This is a genomic window from Micromonospora sp. NPDC048063 (assembly GCF_043202855.1).
Lineage (GTDB): Bacteria > Actinomycetota > Actinomycetes > Mycobacteriales > Micromonosporaceae > Micromonospora.
In genome coordinates, this window is sequence record NZ_JBIDBG010000006.1 from 374,884 (window position 1) to 397,705 (window position 22,822).

The 22,822-nt window shown below is 73.4% G+C and carries 25 protein-coding genes and 1 pseudogene; 17 read left to right on the forward strand and 9 right to left on the reverse strand.

Annotated elements, in window-relative coordinates; genetic code table 11:
* Positions 1 to 42: 42 nt before the first annotated feature.
* Positions 43 to 1,005, reverse strand: coding sequence for a heme A synthase (locus ACGFZ2_RS18435; protein WP_393454926.1), 963 nt, complete (start codon positions 1,003 to 1,005; stop codon positions 43 to 45).
* Between the two features lie 98 nt (positions 1,006 to 1,103).
* On the opposite strand from ACGFZ2_RS18435, the gene ACGFZ2_RS18440 reads away from it, so the two are divergent.
* From ACGFZ2_RS18440 to ACGFZ2_RS18490, 11 genes are all read left to right on the forward strand, one after another.
* Positions 1,104 to 1,862, forward strand: a complete 759-nt coding sequence (locus tag ACGFZ2_RS18440; protein WP_393268886.1) for a helix-turn-helix transcriptional regulator — start codon at positions 1,104 to 1,106, stop codon at positions 1,860 to 1,862.
* Positions 1,859 to 3,289, forward strand: coding sequence for a Fe-S cluster assembly protein SufB (sufB, locus tag ACGFZ2_RS18445; RefSeq protein WP_357465121.1), 1,431 nt, complete (start codon positions 1,859 to 1,861; stop codon positions 3,287 to 3,289). The genes ACGFZ2_RS18440 and sufB overlap by 4 nt, the downstream gene beginning before the upstream one ends.
* A gap of 79 nt (positions 3,290 to 3,368) precedes the next feature.
* Positions 3,369 to 4,547, forward strand: coding sequence for a Fe-S cluster assembly protein SufD (sufD, locus tag ACGFZ2_RS18450; protein WP_393268883.1), 1,179 nt, complete (start codon positions 3,369 to 3,371; stop codon positions 4,545 to 4,547).
* Positions 4,547 to 4,873: a non-heme iron oxygenase ferredoxin subunit gene (locus ACGFZ2_RS18455; protein WP_350686402.1), complete on the forward strand. Its 327-nt coding sequence runs from the start codon at positions 4,547 to 4,549 to the stop codon at positions 4,871 to 4,873. Before sufD ends, ACGFZ2_RS18455 begins: the two co-directional genes overlap by 1 nt.
* The gene (gene sufC, locus ACGFZ2_RS18460) at positions 4,873 to 5,646 is read left to right on the forward strand and encodes a Fe-S cluster assembly ATPase SufC (protein ID WP_350686401.1); all 774 of its coding nucleotides are present in this window, start codon (positions 4,873 to 4,875) and stop codon (positions 5,644 to 5,646) included. Before ACGFZ2_RS18455 ends, sufC begins: the two co-directional genes overlap by 1 nt.
* Before the next feature lie 31 nt (positions 5,647 to 5,677).
* Positions 5,678 to 6,982, forward strand: coding sequence for a cysteine desulfurase (locus tag ACGFZ2_RS18465; protein WP_393454929.1), 1,305 nt, complete (start codon positions 5,678 to 5,680; stop codon positions 6,980 to 6,982).
* Positions 6,982 to 7,458, forward strand: a complete 477-nt coding sequence (gene sufU, locus ACGFZ2_RS18470; protein WP_357701737.1) for a Fe-S cluster assembly sulfur transfer protein SufU — start codon at positions 6,982 to 6,984, stop codon at positions 7,456 to 7,458. The genes ACGFZ2_RS18465 and sufU overlap by 1 nt, the downstream gene beginning before the upstream one ends.
* Complete coding sequence (locus ACGFZ2_RS18475; RefSeq protein WP_357701739.1) at positions 7,455 to 7,892, forward strand: metal-sulfur cluster assembly factor; 438 nt, start codon at positions 7,455 to 7,457, stop codon at positions 7,890 to 7,892. Before sufU ends, ACGFZ2_RS18475 begins: the two co-directional genes overlap by 4 nt.
* Positions 7,893 to 8,144: 252 nt before the next feature.
* Complete coding sequence (locus ACGFZ2_RS18480) at positions 8,145 to 8,531, forward strand: hypothetical protein (RefSeq protein ID WP_393268874.1); 387 nt, start codon at positions 8,145 to 8,147, stop codon at positions 8,529 to 8,531.
* Between the two features lie 372 nt (positions 8,532 to 8,903).
* Positions 8,904 to 9,530 (forward strand): LysE family transporter, encoded by a 627-nt coding sequence (locus tag ACGFZ2_RS18485; RefSeq protein WP_393268872.1) that lies wholly within the window; start codon positions 8,904 to 8,906, stop codon positions 9,528 to 9,530.
* 34 nt (positions 9,531 to 9,564) lie between these two features.
* On the forward strand, positions 9,565 to 10,215 hold the full coding sequence (locus tag ACGFZ2_RS18490) for an acVLRF1 family peptidyl-tRNA hydrolase (protein ID WP_393454933.1): 651 nt from the start codon (positions 9,565 to 9,567) through the stop codon (positions 10,213 to 10,215).
* Between the two features lie 60 nt (positions 10,216 to 10,275).
* On the opposite strand, the gene ACGFZ2_RS18495 is transcribed toward ACGFZ2_RS18490, so the two are convergent.
* Positions 10,276 to 11,193, reverse strand: coding sequence for a neutral zinc metallopeptidase (locus ACGFZ2_RS18495; protein WP_393454987.1), 918 nt, complete (start codon positions 11,191 to 11,193; stop codon positions 10,276 to 10,278).
* A gap of 244 nt (positions 11,194 to 11,437) precedes the next feature.
* Between ACGFZ2_RS18495 and ACGFZ2_RS18500 the strand changes: the two genes are divergently transcribed.
* Positions 11,438 to 13,042, forward strand: a complete 1,605-nt coding sequence (locus ACGFZ2_RS18500; protein ID WP_393268868.1) for an ABC-F family ATP-binding cassette domain-containing protein — start codon at positions 11,438 to 11,440, stop codon at positions 13,040 to 13,042.
* A 112-nt stretch (positions 13,043 to 13,154) separates the two neighbouring features.
* Here ACGFZ2_RS18500 and ACGFZ2_RS18505 read toward each other — a convergent pair whose 3' ends face one another.
* A complete protein-coding gene (locus ACGFZ2_RS18505) occupies positions 13,155 to 13,754 on the reverse strand; it encodes a cadmium resistance transporter (protein ID WP_393268866.1) in 600 nt (199 codons plus the stop codon).
* A gap of 206 nt (positions 13,755 to 13,960) precedes the next feature.
* Between ACGFZ2_RS18505 and ACGFZ2_RS18510 the strand changes: the two genes are divergently transcribed.
* The 3 genes from ACGFZ2_RS18510 (at position 13,961) to ACGFZ2_RS18520 (ending at position 17,092) form a co-directional block, all read left to right on the forward strand.
* Positions 13,961 to 14,188, forward strand: a complete 228-nt coding sequence (locus ACGFZ2_RS18510) for a helix-turn-helix domain-containing protein (protein WP_007462679.1) — start codon at positions 13,961 to 13,963, stop codon at positions 14,186 to 14,188.
* A gap of 47 nt (positions 14,189 to 14,235) precedes the next feature.
* Positions 14,236 to 15,003, forward strand: coding sequence for an enoyl-CoA hydratase/isomerase family protein (locus tag ACGFZ2_RS18515; RefSeq protein WP_393454990.1), 768 nt, complete (start codon positions 14,236 to 14,238; stop codon positions 15,001 to 15,003).
* A gap of 112 nt (positions 15,004 to 15,115) precedes the next feature.
* The gene (locus ACGFZ2_RS18520; RefSeq protein ID WP_393269046.1) at positions 15,116 to 17,092 is read left to right on the forward strand and encodes an ABC transporter ATP-binding protein; all 1,977 of its coding nucleotides are present in this window, start codon (positions 15,116 to 15,118) and stop codon (positions 17,090 to 17,092) included.
* 4 nt (positions 17,093 to 17,096) lie between these two features.
* Here ACGFZ2_RS18520 and mug read toward each other — a convergent pair whose 3' ends face one another.
* From mug to ACGFZ2_RS18550, 6 genes are all read right to left on the reverse strand, one after another.
* Complete coding sequence (mug, locus tag ACGFZ2_RS18525; protein WP_393454936.1) at positions 17,097 to 17,744, reverse strand: G/U mismatch-specific DNA glycosylase; 648 nt, start codon at positions 17,742 to 17,744, stop codon at positions 17,097 to 17,099.
* A complete protein-coding gene (locus ACGFZ2_RS18530) occupies positions 17,744 to 18,511 on the reverse strand; it encodes an SDR family oxidoreductase (protein ID WP_393268859.1) in 768 nt (255 codons plus the stop codon). The genes mug and ACGFZ2_RS18530 overlap by 1 nt, the downstream gene beginning before the upstream one ends.
* A gap of 55 nt (positions 18,512 to 18,566) precedes the next feature.
* A complete protein-coding gene (locus tag ACGFZ2_RS18535) occupies positions 18,567 to 19,013 on the reverse strand; it encodes a hypothetical protein (protein ID WP_393268856.1) in 447 nt (148 codons plus the stop codon).
* On the reverse strand, positions 19,010 to 19,828 hold the full coding sequence (locus ACGFZ2_RS18540) for a DUF692 domain-containing protein (protein WP_393454939.1): 819 nt from the start codon (positions 19,826 to 19,828) through the stop codon (positions 19,010 to 19,012). The genes ACGFZ2_RS18535 and ACGFZ2_RS18540 overlap by 4 nt, the downstream gene beginning before the upstream one ends.
* A complete protein-coding gene (locus tag ACGFZ2_RS18545; RefSeq protein WP_393454942.1) occupies positions 19,825 to 20,730 on the reverse strand; it encodes a TIGR04222 domain-containing membrane protein in 906 nt (301 codons plus the stop codon). The genes ACGFZ2_RS18540 and ACGFZ2_RS18545 overlap by 4 nt, the downstream gene beginning before the upstream one ends.
* A gap of 149 nt (positions 20,731 to 20,879) precedes the next feature.
* Positions 20,880 to 21,452 carry a helix-turn-helix domain-containing protein gene (locus tag ACGFZ2_RS18550; protein ID WP_350685345.1) on the reverse strand — a complete coding sequence of 191 codons (573 nt, stop codon included), beginning with the start codon at positions 21,450 to 21,452 and terminating at the stop codon, positions 20,880 to 20,882.
* A gap of 106 nt (positions 21,453 to 21,558) precedes the next feature.
* Here ACGFZ2_RS18550 and ACGFZ2_RS18555 point away from each other — a divergent pair, with 106 nt between their 5' ends.
* Both ACGFZ2_RS18555 and ACGFZ2_RS18560 read left to right on the forward strand, forming a co-directional pair.
* A complete protein-coding gene (locus ACGFZ2_RS18555; RefSeq protein ID WP_393268850.1) occupies positions 21,559 to 22,428 on the forward strand; it encodes a carbon-nitrogen hydrolase family protein in 870 nt (289 codons plus the stop codon).
* Positions 22,429 to 22,493: 65 nt separating this feature from the next.
* Positions 22,494 to 22,679 (forward strand): annotated as a pseudogene (locus ACGFZ2_RS18560) (HAD hydrolase-like protein); the annotation flags it as partial.
* Positions 22,680 to 22,822: the final 143 nt, after the last annotated feature.

Consider the following 22,822-nt stretch of genomic DNA (forward strand, 5'->3'; position numbering starts at 1 on the left):
CGCCCGGCGCCCGGGCCGGCGGACGTCGCCGCCTGGCGCCCGTCAGGCGGCGACGGGGACGGCGTCCTCGGCGGGGGAGGGGTCCGGCGCCGGCGCGACGGAACGGCGCTCGCGGGTGGCCCACTGGACCGAGAGGGTGGCCAGCAGCACCAGGCAGGAGCCGAGCATGTGCGCGCCCACCAGCAGCGCGGGCAGGTTGGTGAAGTACTGCACGAAGCCGATCAGGCCCTGACCCAGCTCCACCGCGACCAACACCAGGGCGGCCCGTGCGGCGCGTTCCGCGCCGACCGCGCGGAACGCGAAGACCAGCGCCACCGAGAGGCCGATCAGCAGGAAGACGCTGTCGGCGTGCACCTGGGCGATCGACTCCGGGTCGAGGCCGTTGCGGGCCGCGCCGTGGTCGCCCGCGTGCGGGCCGCTGCCGGTCACCCAGGTGCCGATCACCAAGACCGCCGCGCTGACCACGGTGGTGATCACCGCCAGGGTCCGCAGCGGCGCCGGCACCACGGCCACCGCCGGGCCGACCGGGTCCCCGATCCGCCGCCACAGCGCGTACGCGGCCGCGATCACGAGCATCGAGGCGAGGAAGTGCAGGCCCACCACCCACGGGTTGAGGTCGGTGAGCACGGTGATGCCGCCGACGACCGCCTGGGCCGGGATGCCGAAGAGCACCGCGACCGCGAGGGGGAGCAGCTCCCGACGTCGGGGGCGTTGCAGCAGCACGGCCACCAGCACCGCCAGCGCGATGACGCCGACCGCGAAGGTGAGCAGGCGGTTGCCGAACTCGATCGCCCCGTTGATGCCCATCTCGGCGGTTGCCACGTACGACTCGTCCGTGCACCGGGGCCAGGTGGGGCAGCCGAGGCCGGACTGGGTGAGCCGGACCGCCCCGCCGGTGACGACGATGCCCACGTTCGCGATGATCGAGGCGAGCGCGAGACGGCGCAGCAGGGCGGTGGAGACCGGGAACCGGACGGATGGAGTCACGGCGCAAATCCTACGCACCGTAGTGATCGAGGTTCGTGCGACTCCGCCGGCACGGTGGTTCGGATCACCGGGACCCGGGTTTGCGGCCCCTCGACGAATTACGTAACGTGGGCGTTGTGAAAAACGCGGCGGCGCTCTCCGGGCACCAGCCGGCGGCCGCCCCGGCCGCCGGTCAGTCCGTGTCCGCCGGCGACCTTTCCACCCGGGACCGGGTCACCCACCTGCTGCTGGAGCGGGGGGCGACCACCGCCGCGCAGCTCGGCTCGGCGCTCGGGCTCAGCCCGGCCGCGATCCGGCGGCACCTCGACGCGATGCTCGCCGACGGTGACGTGGTCGCCCGCGACCAGACGGTCCGCGGTCACCGGGGCCGGGGCCGCCCGGCGAAGGTGTTCCTGCTGACCGACGCGGCCCGGGTCCGCTGCGGCACCCACCACTACGACAACATGGCCACCGCCGCGCTGCGCTGGATCTCGCGCAACGGCGGCGCCGAGGCGGTCGAGGCGTTCGCCGCCGACCAGGTCGCCGCCCTGGAGGCCCGCTGCCGGGCCGCCATGGAGGACGCCGGCGACGACCCCCTCGCGCGGGCCGAGGCGCTCGCCGGGGCGCTGACCGCCGAGGGCTACGCTGCCAACGCGTCCACGATCGCCTCCGGCGGCCAGCTCTGTCAGCACCACTGCCCGGTGGCGCACGTGGCCGCCGAGTTCCCCCAGCTGTGCGAGGCCGAGACCGCGGTGATCTCCCGCCTGGTCGGCACCCACGTGCAGCGCCTGGCCACCATCGCGCACGGCGACGGGGTGTGCACGACGCACATTCCCGCCCAGCCGGGGCGCGCCCAGTCCGGTAAGACCGTCACCACTGTGAGGACAGATAGATGACCGAGCAGATCGTCCAGCCCCTGACCCAGGAAGAGCAGCTCGCCGCCCTGGGTCGCTACGAGTACGGCTGGGCCGACCCCGACGTCGCCGGGGCGGTGGCCCAGCGCGGCCTCAACGAGGCGGTGGTGCGGGACATCTCGGCCAAGAAGAACGAGCCGGCCTGGATGCTCGACCTGCGGCTGAAGGGCCTGCGGCTGTTCGGCCGCAAGCCCATGCCGGCCTGGGGCGCCGACCTCACCGGGATCGACTTCGACAACATCAAGTACTTCGTCCGGTCCACCGAGAAGCAGGCCACCAGCTGGGAGGACCTGCCCGAGGACATCAAGAACACCTACGACAAGCTGGGCATCCCCGAGGCGGAGAAGCAGCGGCTGATCGCGGGCGTCGCGGCGCAGTACGAGTCCGAGGTCGTCTACCACAAGATCCGTGAGGACCTGGAGGAGCAGGGCGTCGTCTTCCTCGACACCGACACCGCCCTCAAGGAGCACGAGGACCTGTTCAAGGAGTACTTCGGCACCGTCATCCCGGTCGGCGACAACAAGTTCGCCGCGCTGAACACCTCCGTCTGGTCCGGCGGCTCGTTCATCTACGTGCCGAAGGGCGTGCACGTGGAGATCCCGTTGCAGGCCTACTTCCGGATCAACACGGAGAACATGGGCCAGTTCGAGCGGACGCTGATCATCGTCGACGAGGGTGCGTACGTGCACTACGTCGAGGGCTGCACCGCGCCGATCTACTCCTCGGACTCGCTGCACAGCGCCGTGGTGGAGATCATCGTCAAGAAGAACGCCCGGTGCCGCTACACGACCATCCAGAACTGGTCGAACAACGTCTACAACCTGGTCACCAAGCGCGCCGTGTGCCACGAGGGCGCGACCATGGAGTGGATCGACGGCAACATCGGCTCCAAGGTCACCATGAAGTACCCGGCGGTCTACATGACCGGCGAGCACGCCAAGGGCGAGGTGCTCTCGGTGGCCATGGCCGGCGAGGGCCAGCACCAGGACGCCGGCGCCAAGATGGTGCACGCCGCGCCGCACACCTCCTCCACCATCGTCTCCAAGTCGATCGCCCGGGGCGGCGGCCGCACCTCGTACCGCGGCCTGGTGCAGGTGCTGGAGGGCTCGACCAACAGCCGCAGCACGGTCAAGTGCGACGCGCTGCTCGTCGACACCATCTCCCGCTCCGACACCTACCCGTACGTCGACATCCGTGAGGACGACGTGTCGATGGGGCACGAGGCCACCGTCTCCAAGGTCAGCGAGGACCAGCTCTTCTACCTGATGAGCCGGGGCCTGAGCGAGGACGAGGCGATGGCGATGATCGTGCGCGGCTTCATCGAGCCGATCGCCAAGGAGCTCCCGATGGAGTACGCCCTGGAGCTCAACCGCCTGATCGAGCTGCAGATGGAGGGCGCGGTCGGCTGACGCCGACCCGGGCGGGCCGGTCCGCCGGCCCGCCGCCCCCGCACCAGAGACCGTCGTCGCGAAACAGACCAAGGAAGAGATGACTACCCAGGCTTCCGCGCCGCCCAGCACCAAGTCGCAGGCGCTCCGCTCGTACGACGTCGCCGACTTCCCGGCCCTTACGGGCCTGGAGGAGGAGTGGCGCTTCACCCCGCTCAAGCGGCTCCGCGGGCTGGTCGGGGGCGACGGCTCCAGACGCGCCGAGCTGGAGCCGTCGGAGGCGCAGGCCGCCACCGGCACGGTCCGCCACGAGTACGGCGACCTGCCCGAGGGCGTGACCGTCGAGCGGATCGGCTCCGACGACCCCCGGGTGGGCAGCGTGCTCACCCCCGTCGACCGGGTCAGCGCGCTGGCCTACGGCGGGGCCGGGCAGGCGCTGCTGGTCCAGGTCGCCCGCGACGCCGTGGTCGCCGACCCGGTGGCCCTGCGGGTGGTCGGCGACGGCGCCGAGGGGGTCGCCTTCGGGCACACCTTCGTCGAGGTCGGCCGGTTCGCCGAGGTGACCCTGGTGCTGGAGCACGTCGGTTCGGCGACGCTGGCCGACAACGTCGAGGTGGCGGTGGCCGACGGGGCGAAGCTGACCCTGGTCACCGTCGCCGACTGGGCCGACGACGCCGTGCAGGCCCAGCACCTGAAGGTGAAGCTGGGTCGGGACGCCAGGGTGGTCCACGTCCAGGTCTCCCTCGGTGGCGACCTGGTCCGGCAGTACACCTCGGTGGAGTACACCGACCGGGGCGGCGAGGCCGAGCTGTACGGCCTCTACTTCGCCGACTCGGGGCAGCACCTGGAGCACCGCCAGCTGGTCGACCACAGCGTGCCGGACTGCCGCAGCTACGTCGGCTACCGGGGCGCCCTGCAGGGCGAGAGCGCGCGTACCGTCTGGGTGGGCGACGTGCTGATCCGCGCCGAGGCGACCGGCACCGAAACGTACGAGATCAACCGGAACCTGCTGCTGACCGACGGCGCGCGGGCGGACTCCGTACCCAACCTGGAGATCGAGACCGGCGAGATCGCCGGCGCCGGCCACGCGAGCGCGACCGGCCGCTTCGACGACGAGCAGCTGTTCTACCTGATGGCGCGGGGCATCCCGGAGGCCGAGGCGCGGCGCCTGGTGGTCCGCGGCTTCTTCGCCGAGCTGATCAACAAGATCCCGGTCGAGGAGCTGCGCGAGCGGCTCGGCGACGCGATCGAGGCCCGGCTGAGTAAGGCCGGCGCCTGATGATCAAGATCTGCTCGACCGAGGACGTGCCGAAGGGCACCGCGATCGCCGCGGACGTCGACGGCACGCAGATCGCGATCGTGCACGGCGAGGACGACGCCTTCTACGCCGTCTACGACGAGTGCTCGCACGCCGCGGTCGCCCTCTCCGAGGGGGAGGTCTCCGGCTGCACGCTGGAATGTTGGCTGCACGGTTCCCGTTTCGACCTGAGGACCGGCGAGCCGACCGGGCTGCCCGCCACCGAACCCGTTCCCGTCTATCCCGTCGAAGTCCGCGACGGCGACATCTACGTCAGCCTCACGCCGAGCAATGGAGTGACCCGATAATGAGCACCCTGGAGATCCGCGACCTGAAGGTGTCGGTCAAGCTGCCCGAGGGTGAGCTCAAGCCGATCCTGGCCGGTGTCGACCTGACCGTCCGCTCGGGCGAGACCCACGCGATCATGGGGCCGAACGGCTCGGGCAAGTCCACCCTGGCCTACTCGATCGCCGGCCACCCCAAGTACGAGATCACCGGCGGCTCGGTGACCCTCGACGGCGAGGACGTGCTGGCCATGTCCGTCGACGAGCGGGCCCGCGCCGGCCTCTTCCTGGCCATGCAGTACCCGGTCGAGGTGCCCGGCGTCTCGGTGGCGAACTTCCTGCGTACCGCCAAGACCGCCATCGACGGCGAGGCGCCGAAGCTGCGCACCTGGGGCGGCGAGCTGCGCGGGGCCATGGAGCGCCTCCAGATGGACCCGGCGTTCGCCCAGCGCAACGTGAACGAGGGCTTCTCCGGCGGTGAGAAGAAGCGGCACGAGATCGTGCAGCTGGAGCTGCTCAAGCCGAAGATGGCCATCCTCGACGAGACCGACTCCGGCCTCGACGTCGACGCGCTGCGCGTGGTCAGCGAGGGCGTGAACCGGGTCCGCGACACCGGCGACACCGGCCTGCTGCTGATCACCCACTACACCCGGATCCTGCGCTACATCAAGCCGGACTTCGTGCACGTGTTCGTGGCCGGCCGGATCGTCGAGCAGGGCGGCCCGGAGCTGGCCGACAAGCTCGAGGAAGAGGGCTACGAGCGGTACGTCGCCGGGGCCGGTTCGGCGCGGGCCTGATTCCTCTCGGAGAATGGGTGGGCCGGTCGACATGACTACCATCGCGATCCCGCCGGGGATGCCGCAGTACGACGACGTGCCGCGTTTCGACGTGGCGAAGGTGCGCGCCGACTTTCCGATCCTGGACCGGGAGGTCAACGGGCACCGGCTGGTCTATCTCGACAGCGCCAACACCTCGCACAAGCCGCGGCAGGTGCTCGACGTGCTCGCCGAGCACTACGCGATGCACAACGCCAACGTCTCCCGCTCGGTGCACACGCTGGGCACGGAGGCCACCGAGGCGTACGAGGGCGCGCGGGCGAAGGTCGCCGCGTTCGTCAACGCGCCGAGCGTGGACGAGGTGGTGTTCACCAAGAACTCCACCGAGGCGATCAACATCGTCGCGTACGCCTTCTCCAACGCCTCGCTGCGGCCCGACGCCGACCCGCGGTTCCGGCTCGGCCCCGGTGACGAGGTGGTGATCTCCGAGATGGAGCACCACTCGAACATCGTCCCGTGGCAGCTGCTCTGCGAGCGGACCGGCGCGACGCTGCGCTGGTTCCCGGTCACCGACCACGGGCGCCTGGACGAGTCGGGGCTGGCGGACCTGGTCACCGAGCGGACGAAGATCGTCTCCCTGGTGCACATGTCCAACATCCTCGGCACCGTCAACGCCACCGCGCGGATCACCGAGCGGGTCCGCGAGGTGGGGGCGCTGCTGCTGCTCGACTGCTCCCAGTCGGTGCCGCACATGCCGATGGACGTGGTCGACTACGACGCCGACTTCGTCGTGTTCACCGGGCACAAGATGTGCGGCCCGACCGGCATCGGGGTGCTCTGGGGCCGGGCCGAGCTGCTGGCGGCGATGCCGCCGGTGCTCGGCGGCGGGTCGATGATCGAGACGGTGTCGATGGCGCGCTCGACGTTCGCCGCGCCGCCGGCCCGGTTCGAGGCGGGCACCCCGCCGATCGCCGAGGCGGTCGCGCTCGGCGCCGCCGTCGACTACCTCACCGGCATCGGGATGCGGGCCATCCAGTGGCACGAGAAGGAGCTGACGGCGTACGCGCTGGACGCCCTCGCCACGGTGCGCGGCCTGCGGATCTTCGGGCCGACCGTGCCGGTGGGCCGGGGCGGCACCATCTCGTTCGCCCTCGGCGACATCCACCCGCACGACGTCGGGCAGGTGCTCGACTCGCTCGGCGTGCAGGTGCGGGTGGGCCACCACTGTGCCCGGCCGGTGTGCACCCGGTTCGGCGTGCCGGCCATGACGCGGGCCTCGTTCTACCTCTACACCACCACCGAGGAGATCGACGCCCTGGTGGCGGGCCTGGAGCAGGCGCGGAAGGTGTTCGACTGATGCAGCTCGACCAGCTCTACCAGGAGATCATCCTGGACCACTACAAGCACCCGCACGGCCGTGGTCTGCGCGACGCGGACGACCCGGGCGCCCGGGTCGCCGAGGCGCACCACGTCAACCCGACCTGCGGCGACGAGGTCACGGTCCGGGTGGCGACCGACGGCGACGTGCTGCACGACGTCTCGTACGACGGCATGGGCTGCTCGATCAGCCAGGCGTCGGCGAGCGTGTTGCACGAGCTGCTGGTCGGGCGGGGCGCGGGTGAGGCGTTCCGGGTGCACGAGGCGTTCGTCGAGTTGATGTCCGGCCGTGGTCAGGTCACGCCGGACGAGGACGTGCTCGGTGACGGGGTCGCGTTCGCGGGCGTCGCCCGCTACCCCGCCCGGGTGAAGTGCGCGCTGTTGCCGTGGATGGCGTTCAAGGACGCCGCGGCACGCGCCGGCGTGGGCGTGAGCCCTTCGGAGGTTAAGGCATGAGTAGCGAGGACACCGCCACCGCGGCGACGCCGGCGACCGAGGGCACGGCGACGCCGGCCACGGACGCCGCCGCGCCGGCCGCGGGTGACGGCGGCAAGGCCGCGGGTGCCCGGGCCGCCGTCGCCGACATCGAGGAGGCGATGAAGGACGTCGTCGACCCCGAGCTGGGCATCAACGTGGTCGACCTCGGCCTGGTGTACGGCGTGCACGTCGGCGACGACAACGTCGCCACGCTGGACATGACGCTGACGTCGGCGGCCTGCCCGCTGACCGACGTGATCGAGGACCAGGCCCGCCAGGCGCTGACCACCGGCCCCGGCGGCGGCTTGGTCGACGACATTCGGATCAACTGGGTGTGGCTCCCGCCGTGGGGCCCGGACAAGATCACCGACGAGGGGCGCGACCAGCTCCGCTCCCTCGGCTTCAACGTCTGACCCGGCCCAGCGTCGGTCCCCGTCGAGCGCGCCGCCCCTCCCGGGCGGCGCGCTCGACGCGTTCCTGTCGACGGACGACGGCGGCCAGCTCGCCGACGACGGCGCGGGTGTCCCACAGCCGCGGATGGCCCGGCGCGTGCGGGGACGGCCTTCTCTTCTACCCTGCCGCGTTCCGGCGGAGCGACGCCAGGGTGCGATCCGCGTGACATCCTCTATCGATAGTTGTCACCATCTATCTGGAGGAGACGGCACATGCGATCTCGGTTGCTCTCCATCGCGTCCGCGCTGGCGCTCGTCACGAGTGGCTCGGCGCTGGCGTTGCTGCCCGCCAGCCCGGCCAGTGCCCACTGCAGCGGGCACGGCACCCACCCGGATCTGTACAGCGGGGGTGCCATCTCGTTCGGGAACGGGACCAACATCCGGGCCTATCCGCACATCGACTGCGGCAGTCGCGGGCTCGGCTACCCGAGTCAGGGGATCGACGTCCACTGCGCCACCTACACCAACGCGCTCTGGATCTACCTCCGTAACACCACCACCGGAGTCAACGGGTGGTCCCGGTTGGACGCCCTCAGTGTCTCGGAGCCAACCACCATCGCCGACTGCTCGAACACCGTCGCGGCGCACCGGCTGGCCTGACTGTGAGGCTGGACGGGTCGGCCCGTACGTGATGGGTTGATGGCTGGCAGCAGTGGACGTGACCCATGCCCTGACGGGCTTGTGTGCCTTTGAGGCGACTTGTCCGTCTGCTGCTGCCGGCGCCGGCCCGGCGGGAGACGTTTGGCCTGATCAGGAGCTTGACCGCCAGTTAGCGGCTGGCGTGTCGCCCACGGCCGGCGTTCGTCGCAGCCGGCGAGGTGCCGGGAAATGGGTGGCGGCGGGTGGGGTAGGGAAGCAGGATCGGGGCGTGATCGAGACGTACCCGGTGCTGAGCCCTCCCGTTGCCGCGGCCACCGCCGTGCGGCGACAGCGGACGGTGCCCGGCCGCGCCTCGACCCGCCGCCGGCCGTCGTGACCGGCGCGTTCCTGGCCGGTCTGGTCGCCGGCTACGGCGTCGCCGTTCCGGTCGGTGCGATCGCGATCCTCATCCTCGGGCTCAGCGCCCGCACGTCGTTCCGGGTCGGCGCCGCCGCCGCGCTCGGAGTGGCCGCCGCGGACGGGCTCTACGCCGCCGTGGCGGCCCTCGGCGGGGCCGCGGTCGCCGGCCTGGTCGCCCCGGTCGCCGGGCCGCTGCGGCTGGCCGCCGCCGTCGTGCTGCTCGCCCTCGCCGGCCACGGCGCCTGGCGTGCCCTACGCCCCCGCACCGCGACCGGGACGACCGGTGCCCGTCGAGGCCTGGACACCCCGCCCCGGGCGTTCGCCGGCGTGCTCGCGCTGACCCTGCTGAACCCCGCGACGGTGGTGTACTTCGCGGCGCTCGTGCTGGGCCGGGCCGACGCCGCCGACCCGGATCCACGGGCCGCCGCGCTCTTCGTGCTCGGCGCGTTCGTCGCCTCGGCGAGCTGGCAACTGCTCATCGCCGGCGGTGGCACCCTGGTCGGCCGGGCACTCGCCGGGACGCGCGGGCGGCTGGTGACCGCGCTGCTCTCCAGCGCGATCATCGCCGCGCTGGCCGTCGCGATGCTGCTGCCCGACTGAGCCGCCGGCGGCCCGGTGCCGTAGGTTCGGGCGCATGAGCAGCCGACCCGCAGCCGGGGGTGGCCGTTGGGTCGAGGTCGGCCCCGGCCGGGTCGCCCGCTGGGTCGAGGGCTTCGCCGACCGGCACGGCGTGCCCACCACCACCATTCAGGCGTACGGGCTGCTGCTCGCCGCCCCGGACGGCGCGACCGCCGAGCTGCACACCCCGCCCGGCGCGCCGGCCGCCCCGGACGTGCCCGGTTTCGTGGCCGCCGCGGCCACGCCCCGCCGGATCGGCCTGCTGCTGGCCCGCAAGGGCGCGGTGGCGGTGGGCGTCGCGGCGGGCGAGGAGCTGACGGTGTCGAAGGTGGACACCCGGTACGTGCAGGGCCGCACCGCCGCCGGGGGGTGGTCCCAGCAGCGCTTCGCCCGGCGGCGCGACAACCAGGCGAATGCGGCGCTGGGCGACGCGACCGAGTTGGCCGTACGGCTGCTGTTGCCGGAGGCGTCGTCCCTGAGCGCGCTGGTCTGCGGCGGCGACCGGCGGGCGGTGGACACCGTGCTGGCGGACCGGCGGCTCGCCCCGCTGGCCGCGCTGCGCGCGGAGCGGCTGCTGGACGTGCCCGAGCCCCGGCACGCCGTGCTGGTCGGCGCGATCGTGGCGGCCCGCGCGGTCCGGATCCTGGTCCGCGATCCCGTCAACTGAACCGGGGCCCCGCTTGCCGCCGTGGCGACGCGGGACCCCGTTGCGGGGCGGGTGACGGGCTCACAGCGCCCCGCTGAAGGTGTCGCACGACTTCGGGTCACCGGTGGAGTAACCGCGGGTGAACCACTGCCTGCGCTGCTCGGAGGAGCCGTGGGTGAACTCGTCGGGGTTCACCGGCCGGTTCGCCCGCTCGGAGATGGCGTCGTCGCCGATCTTCTCGGCGGTGTCGACGGCCTGCTGGATGTCCTGCTCGCTGATGCTGGTGAAGATCTTCTGGCCGCTGGAGTCGGCGGTGCCGGTGGCGTTCTTCGCCCAGGCGCCGGCGTAGCAGTCGGCCTGGAGTTCCAGCTTGACCGAGAGCGCGTTGGCGCTGTCCGGGTCGCGCTGCTGCTGGCGACGCATCTGGGCCTCGGTGCCGAGCAGGTCCTGCACGTGGTGGCCGTACTCGTGGGCGAGCACGTACGGCTGGGCGAATTCGCCGGAGGCCCCGAGCTGCTGGGCGAGCACCCGGTAGAAGGTGAGGTCGATGTAGACCAGGTCGTCGGCGGGGCAGTAGAACGGGCCGACGCCGGAGTCGGCCTGCCCGCAGGCGGTGTTGACGCCCTGGCTGAAGAAGACCGTCCGGGACGGGCGGTACTGCTCGCCGAACGCCTCGGGCAGGGCCTTCTGCCAGTACGCCTGGATGGAGTTGACGTAGAGCGCGTTGCGGCAGTCGAGCTGCTGGAGCGCGTCGTCGGCCGAGCACTTCTGCTCCAGCGACGTGTTGTCGCCCTGCGGGTCCCCGCCGCCGTTGGTGGCGGCGTTCAGGCCGAAGCCGCCACCGACGAGGGCGACGAGCACGGCGATGACGAGGCCGACGATGCCGCCCCGGCCGCCGCCGATCGGGATCGGGATGCCGCCCAGCCCGCCGCCCCCGCCGGATCCTCGCCGGTCGTCCACCTGGCTGGTGTCGATCCGCGCGTTCTCGTTCAGCTCCATGTCTACCCCGATCACCGTTTTGATCCGTTTTGGTGGTTGCGGTACCGGACCGGGTCCGGACGGCGTTTCGGTACCCGATGATCTTGGTCGGTAATCCGGCGGGGCGGTCGGGCGACGCCCGGTACACTTGCCACGTGCTGCTCTGCGAAGGCTGAACCGCCCCGCGCCGACGGGCCTCGTGCCCGCCGGCGCTTTCGCGTGCCCTGAGTCAGCCCTTCCAGACCCCGAGAGCGAGTCCTCCGACATGATCACTGCCACCGGCCTGGAGCTTCGTGCCGGCGCCCGGATCCTGCTGTCCGACACCACGCTGCGGGTGCAGCCGGGTGACCGGATCGGCCTGGTCGGCCGCAACGGCGCCGGCAAGACCACCACGCTCAAGGTGCTCGCCGGCGAGGGGCAGCCCTACGCCGGCCAGATCGAGCGGCGCAGCGCCATCGGCTACCTCCCGCAGGACCCGCGGACCGGCGACCTGGAGGTCACCGGCCGCGACCGGGTGCTCTCCGCCCGAGGCCTGGACGTGCTGATGGCCCAGATGAAGGAGATCGAGGCCAAGCTCGCCGACGGCGCCGACGACCGGCTGGTCCGCCGCTACGGCGCGCTGGAGGACCAGTTCGCCTCCCTCGGCGGGTACGCCGCCGAGGCCGAGGCCGCCCGGATCTGCGCCAACCTCGGCCTGCCGGACCGGGCGCTCGCCCAGACCATCGGCACCCTCTCCGGCGGCCAGCGCCGCCGCATCGAGTTGGCCCGGATCCTGTTCCGGGACGCCGGCGAGAACGGCGGCGGCATCCTGCTGCTCGACGAGCCGACCAACCACCTCGACGCCGACTCGATCACCTGGCTGCGCAACTTCCTCGCCAACCACAAGGGCGGCCTGATCGTGATCTCCCACGACGGCTCGCTGCTGGAGTCGGTGGTCAACAAGGTCTGGTTCCTCGACGCCACCCGCTCGGTGGTCGACGTCTACAACCTCGGCTGGAAGGCGTACCTGGAGGCCCGCGAGACCGACGAGCGGCGCCGCCGCCGGGAGCGGGCCAACGCCGAGAAGAAGGCCGGCGCGCTGATGGCGCAGGCCGACAAGATGCGGGCCAAGGCCACCAAGACCGTCGCCGCGCAGAACATGGCCCGGCGGGCCGAGAAGCTGATCGCCGGCCTGGAGGAGGTACGCGTCGCCGACAAGGTGGCGAAGGTCCGCTTCCCGAGCCCGGCCCCGTGCGGCAAGACCCCGCTCACCGCGACCGGCCTGTCGAAGTCGTACGGCTCGCTGGAGATCTTCACCGACGTGAACGTGGCGGTGGACCGGGGCTCCCGGGTGGCCATCCTCGGCCTCAACGGCGCCGGCAAGACCACCCTGCTGCGGATGCTCGGCGGCCTGCTGGAGCCGGACACCGGCGAGGTGCACGCCGGCCACGGCCTGCGGCTCGGCTACTACGCGCAGGAGCACGAGACGCTCGACGTGGACCGCACGGTCCTGGAGCACATGCGCAGCGCCGCCATCGAGCAGACCGACACCGACCTGCGGAAGATCCTCGGCGCGTTCCTGTTCTCCGGCGACGACGTGGACAAGCCGGCCGGGGTGCTCTCCGGCGGCGAGAAGACCCGGCTGGCGCTGGCCACCCTGGTCTGCTCCGGGGCGAACGTGCTGCTGCTCGACGAGCCGACGAACAACCTCGACCCGGTCAGCCGGGAGCAGGTGCTCGACGCCATCGCCCGCTACCCGGGCGCGATCGTGCTGGTCACCCACGACCCTGGCGCGGTCATGGCGCTCAAGCCGGACCGCGCCATCCTGCTCCCCGACGGCGACGAGGACGCCTGGAGCGACGACCTGCTCGAACTCGTCGAGCTGGCCTGACCCACCGCCCGACGCCGGCCCACGGCGTCGATCATGAAGTTGTTGTCGCGACACGCCGGGCCTAGCGCAACAACTTCATGATCAACGCGGCTCGCGGCTCGCGGCGAGGGGGTCAGCGCAGGAGGGTTAGGAGGTGGGGGAGGACGTTCGAGGTGGCCAGGATGACCACGCCGATGGCGATGAACACGGCCGGGACGAGCCAGTGGCCGGCTCGTTCGACCACACCGGTCACCCGCGGGTGGCCGCCCAGCCAGGCGCCCGCCGCGCACCACAGCGCGACGAGCACTACGAAGACCAGCAGGAATACCGCGCTGTCGGCCGGCCCGAGGGCGCGGAACACCGGCACGTAGACGGCGATGTTGTCCGCGCCGTTGGCGATCGTCACCCCGGCCACCCCGAGCGTGGAGCCCACCACCGCCGGGGCCTCGTCGGCTTCCCGGTCGAGCAGCGCGCGCACGCCGAGGGCGATCGGCAGCAGCCCGAGCAGCCCGGTCCACGGATCGGGCACCACCAGCAGCCCGGCCGCGACCACCGCGCTGGCCAGCGCCAGCGCGCCGATGCCCAGGTACTGCCCGGCCACGATCTGCCAGGTGCGGGGGCGGCCGGTGCTGCGGGCGGCGACGAAGAACAGCGTCAGGACGACGATGTCGTCGATGTCGGTGGCGGCGAAGACCACCGCCGCGCCAGCGGCCGTGTCGAGGAGGTCCGTCACGTCAGGCAGGGTACGGAGCGCCCGTCGCCGCCGCGCGGGCGCGGGGCGTCGACCCCGGCCCCGTCGGGAGTATCACTCTATCGGGAAGATGACAACGCATAGCGTGTCGGTTGGCGAAGAGTTGATATCTGGCGCATGATCGTTCGAGGCGGTCTAATAGGTGGGACCGTATCCGAACCGCACAGTCTGGGACGTGAGGACACAGCATGGCAGCCACTGGCACAGCCACCAGCACTGAGAAGGGTCGCCGGATCGTCGGAGCCGAGCGTCAGACGCTCGCCAAGGACCTGGTAAAGCGGTACACCTCGGGTGAGAGCATCCGCGCGCTCGCGGCCTCGACCGGCCGTTCCTACGGGTTCATCCACCGGGTGCTCACCGAGTCCGGGGTGCAGCTGCGGCAGCGCGGCGGCGCCCGGCGCCGCAAGAAGGCGTGACCCGCCCCCCCAACGTCGTCCACCAGCACCGCGCCCCGGATCGTCCGGTGACCGCCGAGGCGACCGGGGTTCGGCTGGAATGCGAAGGGCCGGTCGCGACGGTCACGTTGTGTCGGCCCGACGTGCTCAACGCCCAGACCCCGGCGATGTGGCGCGCGATGAGCGACTTCGCGCGCGACCTGCCCGGCGACGTCCGCGTCGTGGTCGTGCGTGGCGAGGGGCGGGCGTTCTCCGCCGGCCTCGACCTGACGGTGGCCGGCGCCTCCGGGCCGGGCTCGTTCGCCGAGCTCGCCACCATGCCCGAGCAGGAGTGTGCGGACCGCATCGCGGAGTTGCAGGGCGGCTTCACCTGGTTGCACCGGCCCGACATCGTCTCCGTCGCCGCCGTGCAGGGCCACGCGATCGGCGCCGGCTTCCAGCTGGCGCTCGCCTGTGACCTGCGGGTGCTCGCCGAGGACGCGAAGTTCTCCATGGCCGAGGTGACGCTCGGCCTGGTGCCGGATCTCGCCGGCACCAAGCGCCTGGTTGACCTCGTCGGCTACTCCCGCGCGCTGGAGATCTGCGCCACCGGCCGGCGGATGGACGCCGCCGAGGCGGACCGGATCGGTCTGGCCACCCTGGTCGTGCCGAACGCCGCCCTCGACGCCGCGGTGCGCGATCTGACGGCGGGTCTGCTGGCCAACAACCGGGACGCGGTGGTGGAGATCAAGGCGCTGCTGGCCGGGGCTGCCGGCCGGTCCGCCGGCGAGCAGCAGCGGGCCGAGCGCGAGGCGCAGACGCGTCGGCTGCGCGATCTCGCCGGGCGGGGAGAATAGTAAGGACCGTTCGGGAAGATCCGGGTTACGACCGAGGTTGTCAGAGGCGTCGGGAGAATCGACCTGACGGTGCGGTCGACCCGACGACCCGGAGGTGAACGTGTCCAACCCGATGTCCGGTGGCGGCATGGCCGGTTGGAGCATGCTCCGGTCGATGCGCAGCCGCGACGAGATCTCCACGCACCGGCTCAAGCGCGGCGTGGCCCGCCGGATCGTGGCCTTCGCGCGGCCCTACCGCCGCGACATCGTCGTCTTCCTGGTGACCGTGGTGCTGGCCGCGATCATCGGGGTCGCCACCCCGGTGCTCGCCGGCGACGTGATCGACGCGATCAGCCGGGGCGGCTCGGGGGCCGGCAACCTGGTGGTGCGGCTGGCCCTGGTCATCGCCGCGCTCGCCGTGGCCGACGCGCTGCTCTCTCTGGCCCAGCGGTGGTATTCGGCCCGCATCGGCGAGGGCATCATCCTCGACCTGCGCACCCGGGTCTACGACCACGTCCAGCGGATGCCGCTGCAGTTCTTCACCCGCACCCAGACCGGCGCTCTGGTCAGCCGGCTCAACAACGACGTGCTCGGCGCCCAGCGGGCGTTCACGTCGACGCTGTCCGGCGTGGTCAGCAACGTCATCCAGCTGGTGCTCACCGCCGCCGTGATGTTCACCCTCTCCTGGCAGATCACGGCGCTGTCGCTGGTGCTGCTGCCGGTCTTCATCATCCCGGCCCGCCGGGTCGGCAAGCGGCTCGCCGAGATCACCCGGGAGTCCTACAACCTCGACGCGAAGATGAACGCGACGATGACCGAGCGCTTCGGCGTCTCGGGGGCGCTGCTGGTGAAGCTCTTCGGGCGGCCCGAGGTGGAGGCGCGCCGGTTCGCCGGGCGGGCCGAGCGGGTCCGCGACATCGGCATCCAGTCCGCGATGTACTCGCGGACGTTCTTCGTCGCGATGCTGCTGGTCGCCTCGCTGGCCCAGGCGCTCACCTACGGCCTCGGCGGCTGGCTCGCGGTCACCGGCAACGTCAGCGCCGGCACCGTGGTCACCCTCGCGTTGCTGCTCACCCGCCTCTACGGCCCGCTGACCGCGCTGTCCAACGTCCGGGTGGACGTGATGAGCGCGCTGGTCTCCTTCGACCGGGTCTTCGAGGTGCTCGACCTGAAGCCGGCCATCGAGGAGAAGCCCGACGCCGTCGCGGTGCCCCGGGGCAGCGGCCGGGTCGAGTTCCGCGACGTGCGGTTCCGCTACCCCAGCGCCGCGGAGATCTCGCTGGCCTCGCTGGAGGAGGTCGCCGCGCTGGACCGTACGGTCAACGAGCCGGTGCTCAAGGGCGTCTCGTTCGCCGTCGAGCCGGGGCAGATGGTGGCGCTGGTCGGGCCCTCCGGCGCCGGCAAGTCGACGCTGTCCATGCTGATCTCCCGGGTCTACGACGTCACCGACGGGCAGGTGCTGGTCGGCGGGGTCGACGTCCGCGACGCCACCTTCGACTCGCTGCGCGACGAGATCGGCGTGGTCACCCAGGATTCGCACCTGTTCCACGAGACCATCGCCGACAACCTGCGCTACGCCAAGCCGGACGCCACCGACGACGAGATCTGGGCGGCGCTGGCCGGCGCGCAGGTCGCCGACCTGGTGCGGTCCCTGCCGGACGGGCTGGACACCACCGTCGGCGAGCGCGGCTACCGCTTCTCGGGCGGCGAGAAGCAGCGCATCGCCATCGCCCGGCTGCTGCTCAAGGCCCCGTCGATCGTGATCCTCGACGAGGCGACCGCGCACCTCGACTCGGAGAGTGAGGCGGCGGTGCAGCGGGCGCTGTCGGTGGCGCTGACCGGGCGTACGGCGCTCGTGATCGCGCACCGGCTCTCCACCGTCCGCGACGCCGACCAGATCCTGGTCCTCGACGACGGTCGGATCGTCGAGCGGGGCCGGCACGAGGAGTTGGTCGCCGTGGGCGGCCTCTATGCCGAGCTCTACCGCACCCAGTTCGCGGTCGCCGACTCGCCCACCCCGTACGTGGACGCGACCGGCCCCGAGCCGGTGAGTCTGCCGCTGCGGTCCTACGTCGCCGACGAGGCGATGCCGCCGGCCGCGGCCAACTGACGCCTCAGCCGGTGGCGACGACCGCCGCCCGCAGCTCGCCGAACGCCGCGCCGAGGGTCTCGGGAGTGAAGTGCGCGTTCAGGCCGCTGGGGTTGGGCAGCACCCAGAGCCGGGCGCCGGCGAGCGGCTCCGGCTGCGGGCCGAACGCGGCCTTCGGCCGGGCGAACCCGATCCGGTAAGCGGTCACCCCGACCACGGCGACCCACCGGGGGCGGTACCGCTCGACCTTGCCGGTGAGGATCTCCGCCCCCTCGACCAGCTCGGCGGCGGTCAGCTCGTCGGCCCGGGCGCTGGCCCGCGCGACCATGTTGGTGATGCCCAGCCCGAGGCCGGGCAACTCGTCCTGCTCGGCGGGGTGCAGCAGCCGGGGCGTGAAGCCGCCCCGGTGCAGCGCCGGCCAGAACCGGTTGCCGGGCCGCGCGAAGTGCCACCCGGTCGCGGCCGACCACAGGCCCGGGTTGATCCCGACGAAGAGCACGTCCAGCCCGGGTGCGACGAGATCGGGGATCGTGCGGTCCACCGCCGCGGCGAGCTCCTCCCGCGTGGGTCGCGGATACCGGTGCGCGGCGTCCCCGGGGCCGGGTGTCGGTTCGGGGCGGCCACCCCGTCCGGTGCCCCCGGCACCGACCGGTCCGCCGGGCGACGGGACCACTACAGGCTCCGCAGCGCGCCACCGTCGACCGGCACGGTGACCCCGGTGAGGTAGCTCGCGGCGGGGGAGAGCACGAACGCGGCCACCCGGCCGAACTCCGCCGGCGCGCCGATGCGGCGCAGCGGGATGCCCGCCTCGGCCTCCGCGCGGGCCCGCTCGGGGTCGCCCGTGGCGGCGAACAGCTCGACGTTGCGGTCGGTCATGATCCGCCCGGGCAGCAGGCCGACCATCCGTACGCCCCGGGGCCCGTACTCGTCGGCGACGTCCTTGGCCATCCCGACCAGGCCGGGCCGCAGGCCGTTGGAGATGCCCAGGCCGGGCACCGGCGAACGTGCCGAGGTCGACAGGACCAGCCCGATCGCGCCGCCGTCGCCCTCGCCCAGGGCAGCGGCGACCGTACGCACCGTGCGGACGGTGCCCAGGAAGACCGTCTCGAAGGACCGGCGCCACTGCTCGTCGGTGACCGACGCGGCGCTGCCCGGCGGCGGCCCGCCCACCGAGACCAGCGCCCCGTCGAGGCGCCCGAAGTGCTCGCGGGCCGCCCCCACCAGCCGCTCCGGTGTCTCCGGGTCGGTCAGGTCGGCGGTCAGCCCGACGGCCCGGTCCGGCCCGCCGAGGCGCTGCGCGGCGGCGGCCACCGCGTCGGCGTCCCGGGCGGAGAGCACCACGCGGGCGCCGTCGGCGACGAGGCACTCCGCGGTCGCGTAGCCCAGGCCGCGGGAGGCACCGGTCAGTACGTACACCCGATCGGTCAGTCCGAGATCCATACCGTCGATCCTGCCGTACCCGGGCGGATGCGCCAGCCGGGGGCGGTGGGTCGAGTCAGCGGCGCGCGCGGCGCAGCAGGCGTACCCGACCGGCGAGCTGGACCGCGACGGCGCCGCCGGCGCGCCCCCACCCCGGCAGGCGGCGGGGCCGCGGCGGCCCGTGCCCGTCGTAGCGGTCGGTGGCCTCCCGGGCGGCCAGCTCCTCCGCGCCCAGCGGCGGCAGCGAGCCCCGGTCGCGCAGGTCGCGGGCAAGGTCCCAGCCGTCGCGCAGGGAGCCGGCGGTCGGCCGCCCCGCCGCCCACCGGGCGAAGGTCGCCGGCCAGTCCGTGCCGAGGCCGGCGGCGAGCAGCGGCCAGTGCCGGGCCACGTCCCCGGCCCGCTTGCGCAGCAGCGCGGCCCGGGCGGCGGCGAGCGCGGCCGGGTCGAAGCCGGATGGGGGCGGGCCGCCGGCCACCAGCGCCGCCACCAGTTCCGCCTGCCGGGCGGCCAGGTCGCCGTTCACGTCACCGCCGGGAAGCCGGAGGCGGCGGCGAGGGCGTCCAGCTCGGCGCGCAGCGTGGCCGCGGGCGGGTAGTGCCCGTCGCGTTCCAGCAGCAGCGCCGGCGGCCGGTGCCGGGCGCACAGCTCGCGCAGCAGGTCGAGCACCGCGGCTGGAACCGGGTCGGTGTGGGTGTCGTGGTAGAAGCCGCCGTGGTCGGCGCCGCCCGCCACGTGCAGGTAGGCGATCCGGTCCAACGGCAGCCGGTCGAGCAGCGCGACCGGGTCGCCGCCCCGGTTGCGGGCGTTGGCGTACACGTTGGCGACGTCGAGCAGCAGGAACGCGCCGGTGCGGTCCAGGATCTCGGTCAGGAAGTCGGCCTCGTCGAGCTCGTCGTCGGGCCAGTCGAACAGGGCGGCGATCGGCTCCAGCGCGATCGGCGCCGGCAGCTCGGCCTGCGCGCGGGCGACGTTGGCGCAGACCGCGTCGACCGCCTCCCGGCTGCGCGGCAGCGGCAGCAGGTGGCCGGCCTCGACGCCGCCGGCCCGGACGAACGCGATGTGCTCGCTGACCAGTGGCGCCTCGACCAGTTCCGCCACCGCGGCCAGGTGGGCGACCCGGGCCGGGTCGACCGGCTCCGCGCCGCCGAGGGAGAGCCGCACGCCGTGCGGCACGACGGTCACGCCGCGTTCGCGCAGCTCGGCGAGCCCGGCGGGCAGCGGCCCGGTCGCGGTGACGCCCTCCGCGACCACCTCCACGAAGCGCAGCCCGGGCAGGTCGGCGACGAAACCGGCGATCTCCGGTCGCCAGCCGATGCCCACCCCGCGCGGGCCGGTCATCCGCCGCACCCGCCTCCGCAACCGCCCCCGCAGCCGCCCCCGCCGCCCCCGCCGCCGCCGCACGAGCTGCCGCCACCACAGCCGGAGGAGCCGCCACCACCGCTCGCCGCCTGCCGCTGGATCTCGGCCTGCTCGGCGAAGCCGGGGTCCATCGCCCACAGTGACGCGGTGCCGAACAACGCCACCCCCATCGCGGCGCCCGCCGCGCCGTAGGTGGCGTAGGCGGGGGTGGACGCGGGCGCGAGGTAGGTGTGCTGCTGTCGCAGGCCGCGCAGCTCGCGGGTGGCGGCGCGGGTCCGCCGGGGCACCCGGTGCAGCAGGACGGCCACCACGATCAGCGGGATCTGGCTCAGCACGAGCCAACCCACCGGGCGGTCGTTCGACAGGCCCGCGAAGATCCGGAACACGCCGACCGCCAGCAGGAGGGTGAGCAGGAACGCCCACTGGCGCAGCGCCGCCCGGCGCGCCTGCGTGAGCGCGAGCCCGCGCTGCTCCAGGCTGGTCCGGAGCTGGTCGAGCGCCCGGCGTACCCACTCGTCGCGGTGCAGCGCGCGGGTGGTCGCGTTCCGGCCGGCCGCGAGGTGGATCGCCTGGTCCAGCGGCGTGGTCCCGGCCGGCAGCGGGCCGCCGGTGGTCAGCCGCCGGTCCGGCCGTACGCCGATCGCCCCGCTGCTCCGCAGCCCGCCGAGCGAGGCCCAGATCGCCAGCTGCTCCCCACCGTTGAGGTAGGCGACCTGTTGCGGGCCGAGCTGGCCGACGTCGCCGGCCGGCGGGCCGGCGAGGACGCGGATGCGGTGGACGATGGCGCCGACGACGACCACGGCGGCGGCGAGGAGGTAGACCCGGAGGAAGACGGGCCCGGGAATGCCCCAGGTGTCACCCGGTGCGGCGAGGACAGACATCTGCTGCTCCTGTCGTGCGAGGGGATCGCGGCCTCATTGTGGAGCAGTCCCGCCAGGGCGGACCGACCGCGAGGGGCGAGTTACCGGACCGATACGGAACGGGTGGCGGCTCCGGACACCCGGGGCGGCGCCGCGACCGGGGTGGCCGGTCAGCGGCGGCGGACCGCTTCCTCGACCAGGTCGAGCACCGGGCCGAGGTCGCCGGCGGGGCGTCCCATCGCGAGGTGCAGCACCAGGCCGTCGTAGGCCAGTTCGAGGAACTGGGCCAGCACGTCGATCGGCACGTCCTCGCGGAGCACGCCCGCCTCCCGCTGGCGGGCCAGCCGTTCGCGGGTCGCCTCGGCGACCGCCGCCGATCGTTCCGCCCACCGCTTGGCGAACGCCGGGTCGGTCCGCAGCCGCCGGGAGACCTCCAGCTGGCTGCCGAGCCAGCCGGTGGTGTCGGGGGAGACCGCGCCGGCCAGCAGGTCGCGCATCACCTGGACCAGGCCGTTGCGGGCGACCGTCTCCACCATGGCGGCGGCGTCGTCCTCGGCGACCGCGAGGAAGAGCGAGTCCTTGTCGCGGAAGTGGTGGAAGATCGCGCCCCGGGACAGCCGGGTGGCCTCTTCGAGCCGACGCACGGTGGCGCCCTCGTAGCCGTGCCGCGCGAAACACGCCCGCGCGGCGGCGAGGATCTCCTGCCGACGGGCGTCGAGCTGGTCCTGACTTACTCTGGGCACGGGTCGATCGTGTCAGGTCACCCCCCGTCACGCAAACCGTACGTACGGCTTGGTTGCGGCGCACGAATGATCATCATGCCTCCGCCCGCCCGCTAGGATCGGGCCCGTGACGCCACTCCCCGCCGCCGTCGCGGTCCCCGCCGCCCCGCTGACCGTCGCCGCCGTGCAGGCCGAGCCTGTCCCCGGAGACGTGGCTGGCAACGCGGCGAGCGCCGCCCGGCTGGTCCGCCGGGCGACGGAGCGGGGTGCGCGGGTGACCGTGCTGCCCGAGCTCTTCCTGCCCGCGTACCACCCGCCGACGCTCGCGGCCGACCCGGCCGGCACCGACGTCGCGGCCGACGCCACGGCGACCGTCGCCGACCCTCGGCTGGACCCGCTGCGCGAGGCCGCCCGCGACGGCGGCGCCGCCGTGGTGGTCGGCGCGGCGGTCCGGCACCCGGACGGGCGGCGGACCATCTCGTCCCTGGTGGTCGACCGGGCCGGCGTGGTCCGCGTCGGGTACGACAAGCAGCAGCTCTGGAGCGGCGAACGCGAGCTGTTCAGCCCCGGCGACCGGGGCGCCACCCTGCTCGTCGACGACTGGCGGCTCGGGCTCGGCATCTGCTACGACGGCTGCTTCCCGGAGCACGGCCGCGCCGCCGCGGCCGACGGGGCGCACGGCTACCTGTGCCCGAGCGGCTACCTGGCCGGCTCCGAGCACCGCCGCGACCTCTACTACGCCGCCCGCGCGCTGGACAACACGATGTACGTGGTGTTCGCCAACTCCGTCGACGGCGCGGACCCGTGGCGGTTCAACGGTGGCGCCGCGGTCTACGACCCGGAGGGCCGGCCGCTGGCGCGGGGCGCGGACACCGGCGAGGCCGTGCTGGTCGTCGCGCTGGCGCCAGAGGCCCTCGCGGCCACCCGGGCGGCCCACTCCATGCTGCTGGACCGCCTTCCCGACCAGGGACGCGCCCGTTCGTCGCTGCCGGCCTGACGGAGGCCGCCGCTCGGGCCTGTCGGCGAGTACCGGAGTCCCGTAGGGTGCCCGGCTGTCGCTGCTCCTGCCCGCTGCGCGGCGCCTGGGTGGTCGGCGACGGGCCGGAGGCGGACATCGGCGGCGCCGCCGCCGTCGGCCTGCCCAGCGTCTGGCTGCACCGGGGGCGCACCTGGGCCGACCGCCGCTTCGCGCCGACCCGCACCGTGGACGGCCTGATCGCCGCCGTCGCGGTGGTGCTCGGCGGCTGAGCGGCCGGCGGAGACATCCCGGCGGCTGAGCGGCGGGGCTGCGGCACCGCGGCGGCGGACCGGCCGGCCGTGCCGCCGGGCCGGCCGGCCGTGCCGTCTGGGCGGTCCCGGGCGCGGGTCGGGCGGCTCGGGTAATTCGGTTG

Excerpts from the sequence above, each read along its gene's own strand:
- sufB (WP_357465121.1), top strand. The coding sequence starts at position 1,859 with ATGACCGAGCAGATCGTCCAGCCCCTGACCCAGGAAGAGCAGCTCGCC.
- sufU (WP_357701737.1), top strand. The coding sequence starts at position 6,982 with ATGCAGCTCGACCAGCTCTACCAGGAGATCATCCTGGACCACTACAAG.
- ACGFZ2_RS18545 (WP_393454942.1), bottom strand. The coding sequence starts at position 20,730 with ATGTCTGTCCTCGCCGCACCGGGTGACACCTGGGGCATTCCCGGGCCC.
- ACGFZ2_RS18480 (WP_393268874.1), top strand. The coding sequence starts at position 8,145 with ATGCGATCTCGGTTGCTCTCCATCGCGTCCGCGCTGGCGCTCGTCACG.
- ACGFZ2_RS18500 (WP_393268868.1), top strand. The coding sequence starts at position 11,438 with ATGATCACTGCCACCGGCCTGGAGCTTCGTGCCGGCGCCCGGATCCTG.
- ACGFZ2_RS18520 (WP_393269046.1), top strand. The coding sequence starts at position 15,116 with ATGTCCGGTGGCGGCATGGCCGGTTGGAGCATGCTCCGGTCGATGCGC.
- ACGFZ2_RS18510 (WP_007462679.1), top strand. The coding sequence starts at position 13,961 with ATGGCAGCCACTGGCACAGCCACCAGCACTGAGAAGGGTCGCCGGATC.
- ACGFZ2_RS18475 (WP_357701739.1), top strand. The coding sequence starts at position 7,455 with ATGAGTAGCGAGGACACCGCCACCGCGGCGACGCCGGCGACCGAGGGC.
- ACGFZ2_RS18495 (WP_393454987.1), bottom strand. The coding sequence starts at position 11,193 with ATGGAGCTGAACGAGAACGCGCGGATCGACACCAGCCAGGTGGACGAC.
- ACGFZ2_RS18540 (WP_393454939.1), bottom strand. The coding sequence starts at position 19,828 with ATGACCGGCCCGCGCGGGGTGGGCATCGGCTGGCGACCGGAGATCGCC.
- ACGFZ2_RS18490 (WP_393454933.1), top strand. The coding sequence starts at position 9,565 with ATGAGCAGCCGACCCGCAGCCGGGGGTGGCCGTTGGGTCGAGGTCGGC.
- sufC (WP_350686401.1), top strand. The coding sequence starts at position 4,873 with ATGAGCACCCTGGAGATCCGCGACCTGAAGGTGTCGGTCAAGCTGCCC.
- sufD (WP_393268883.1), top strand. The coding sequence starts at position 3,369 with ATGACTACCCAGGCTTCCGCGCCGCCCAGCACCAAGTCGCAGGCGCTC.
- ACGFZ2_RS18530 (WP_393268859.1), bottom strand. The coding sequence starts at position 18,511 with ATGGATCTCGGACTGACCGATCGGGTGTACGTACTGACCGGTGCCTCC.
- ACGFZ2_RS18455 (WP_350686402.1), top strand. The coding sequence starts at position 4,547 with ATGATCAAGATCTGCTCGACCGAGGACGTGCCGAAGGGCACCGCGATC.
- ACGFZ2_RS18465 (WP_393454929.1), top strand. The coding sequence starts at position 5,678 with ATGACTACCATCGCGATCCCGCCGGGGATGCCGCAGTACGACGACGTG.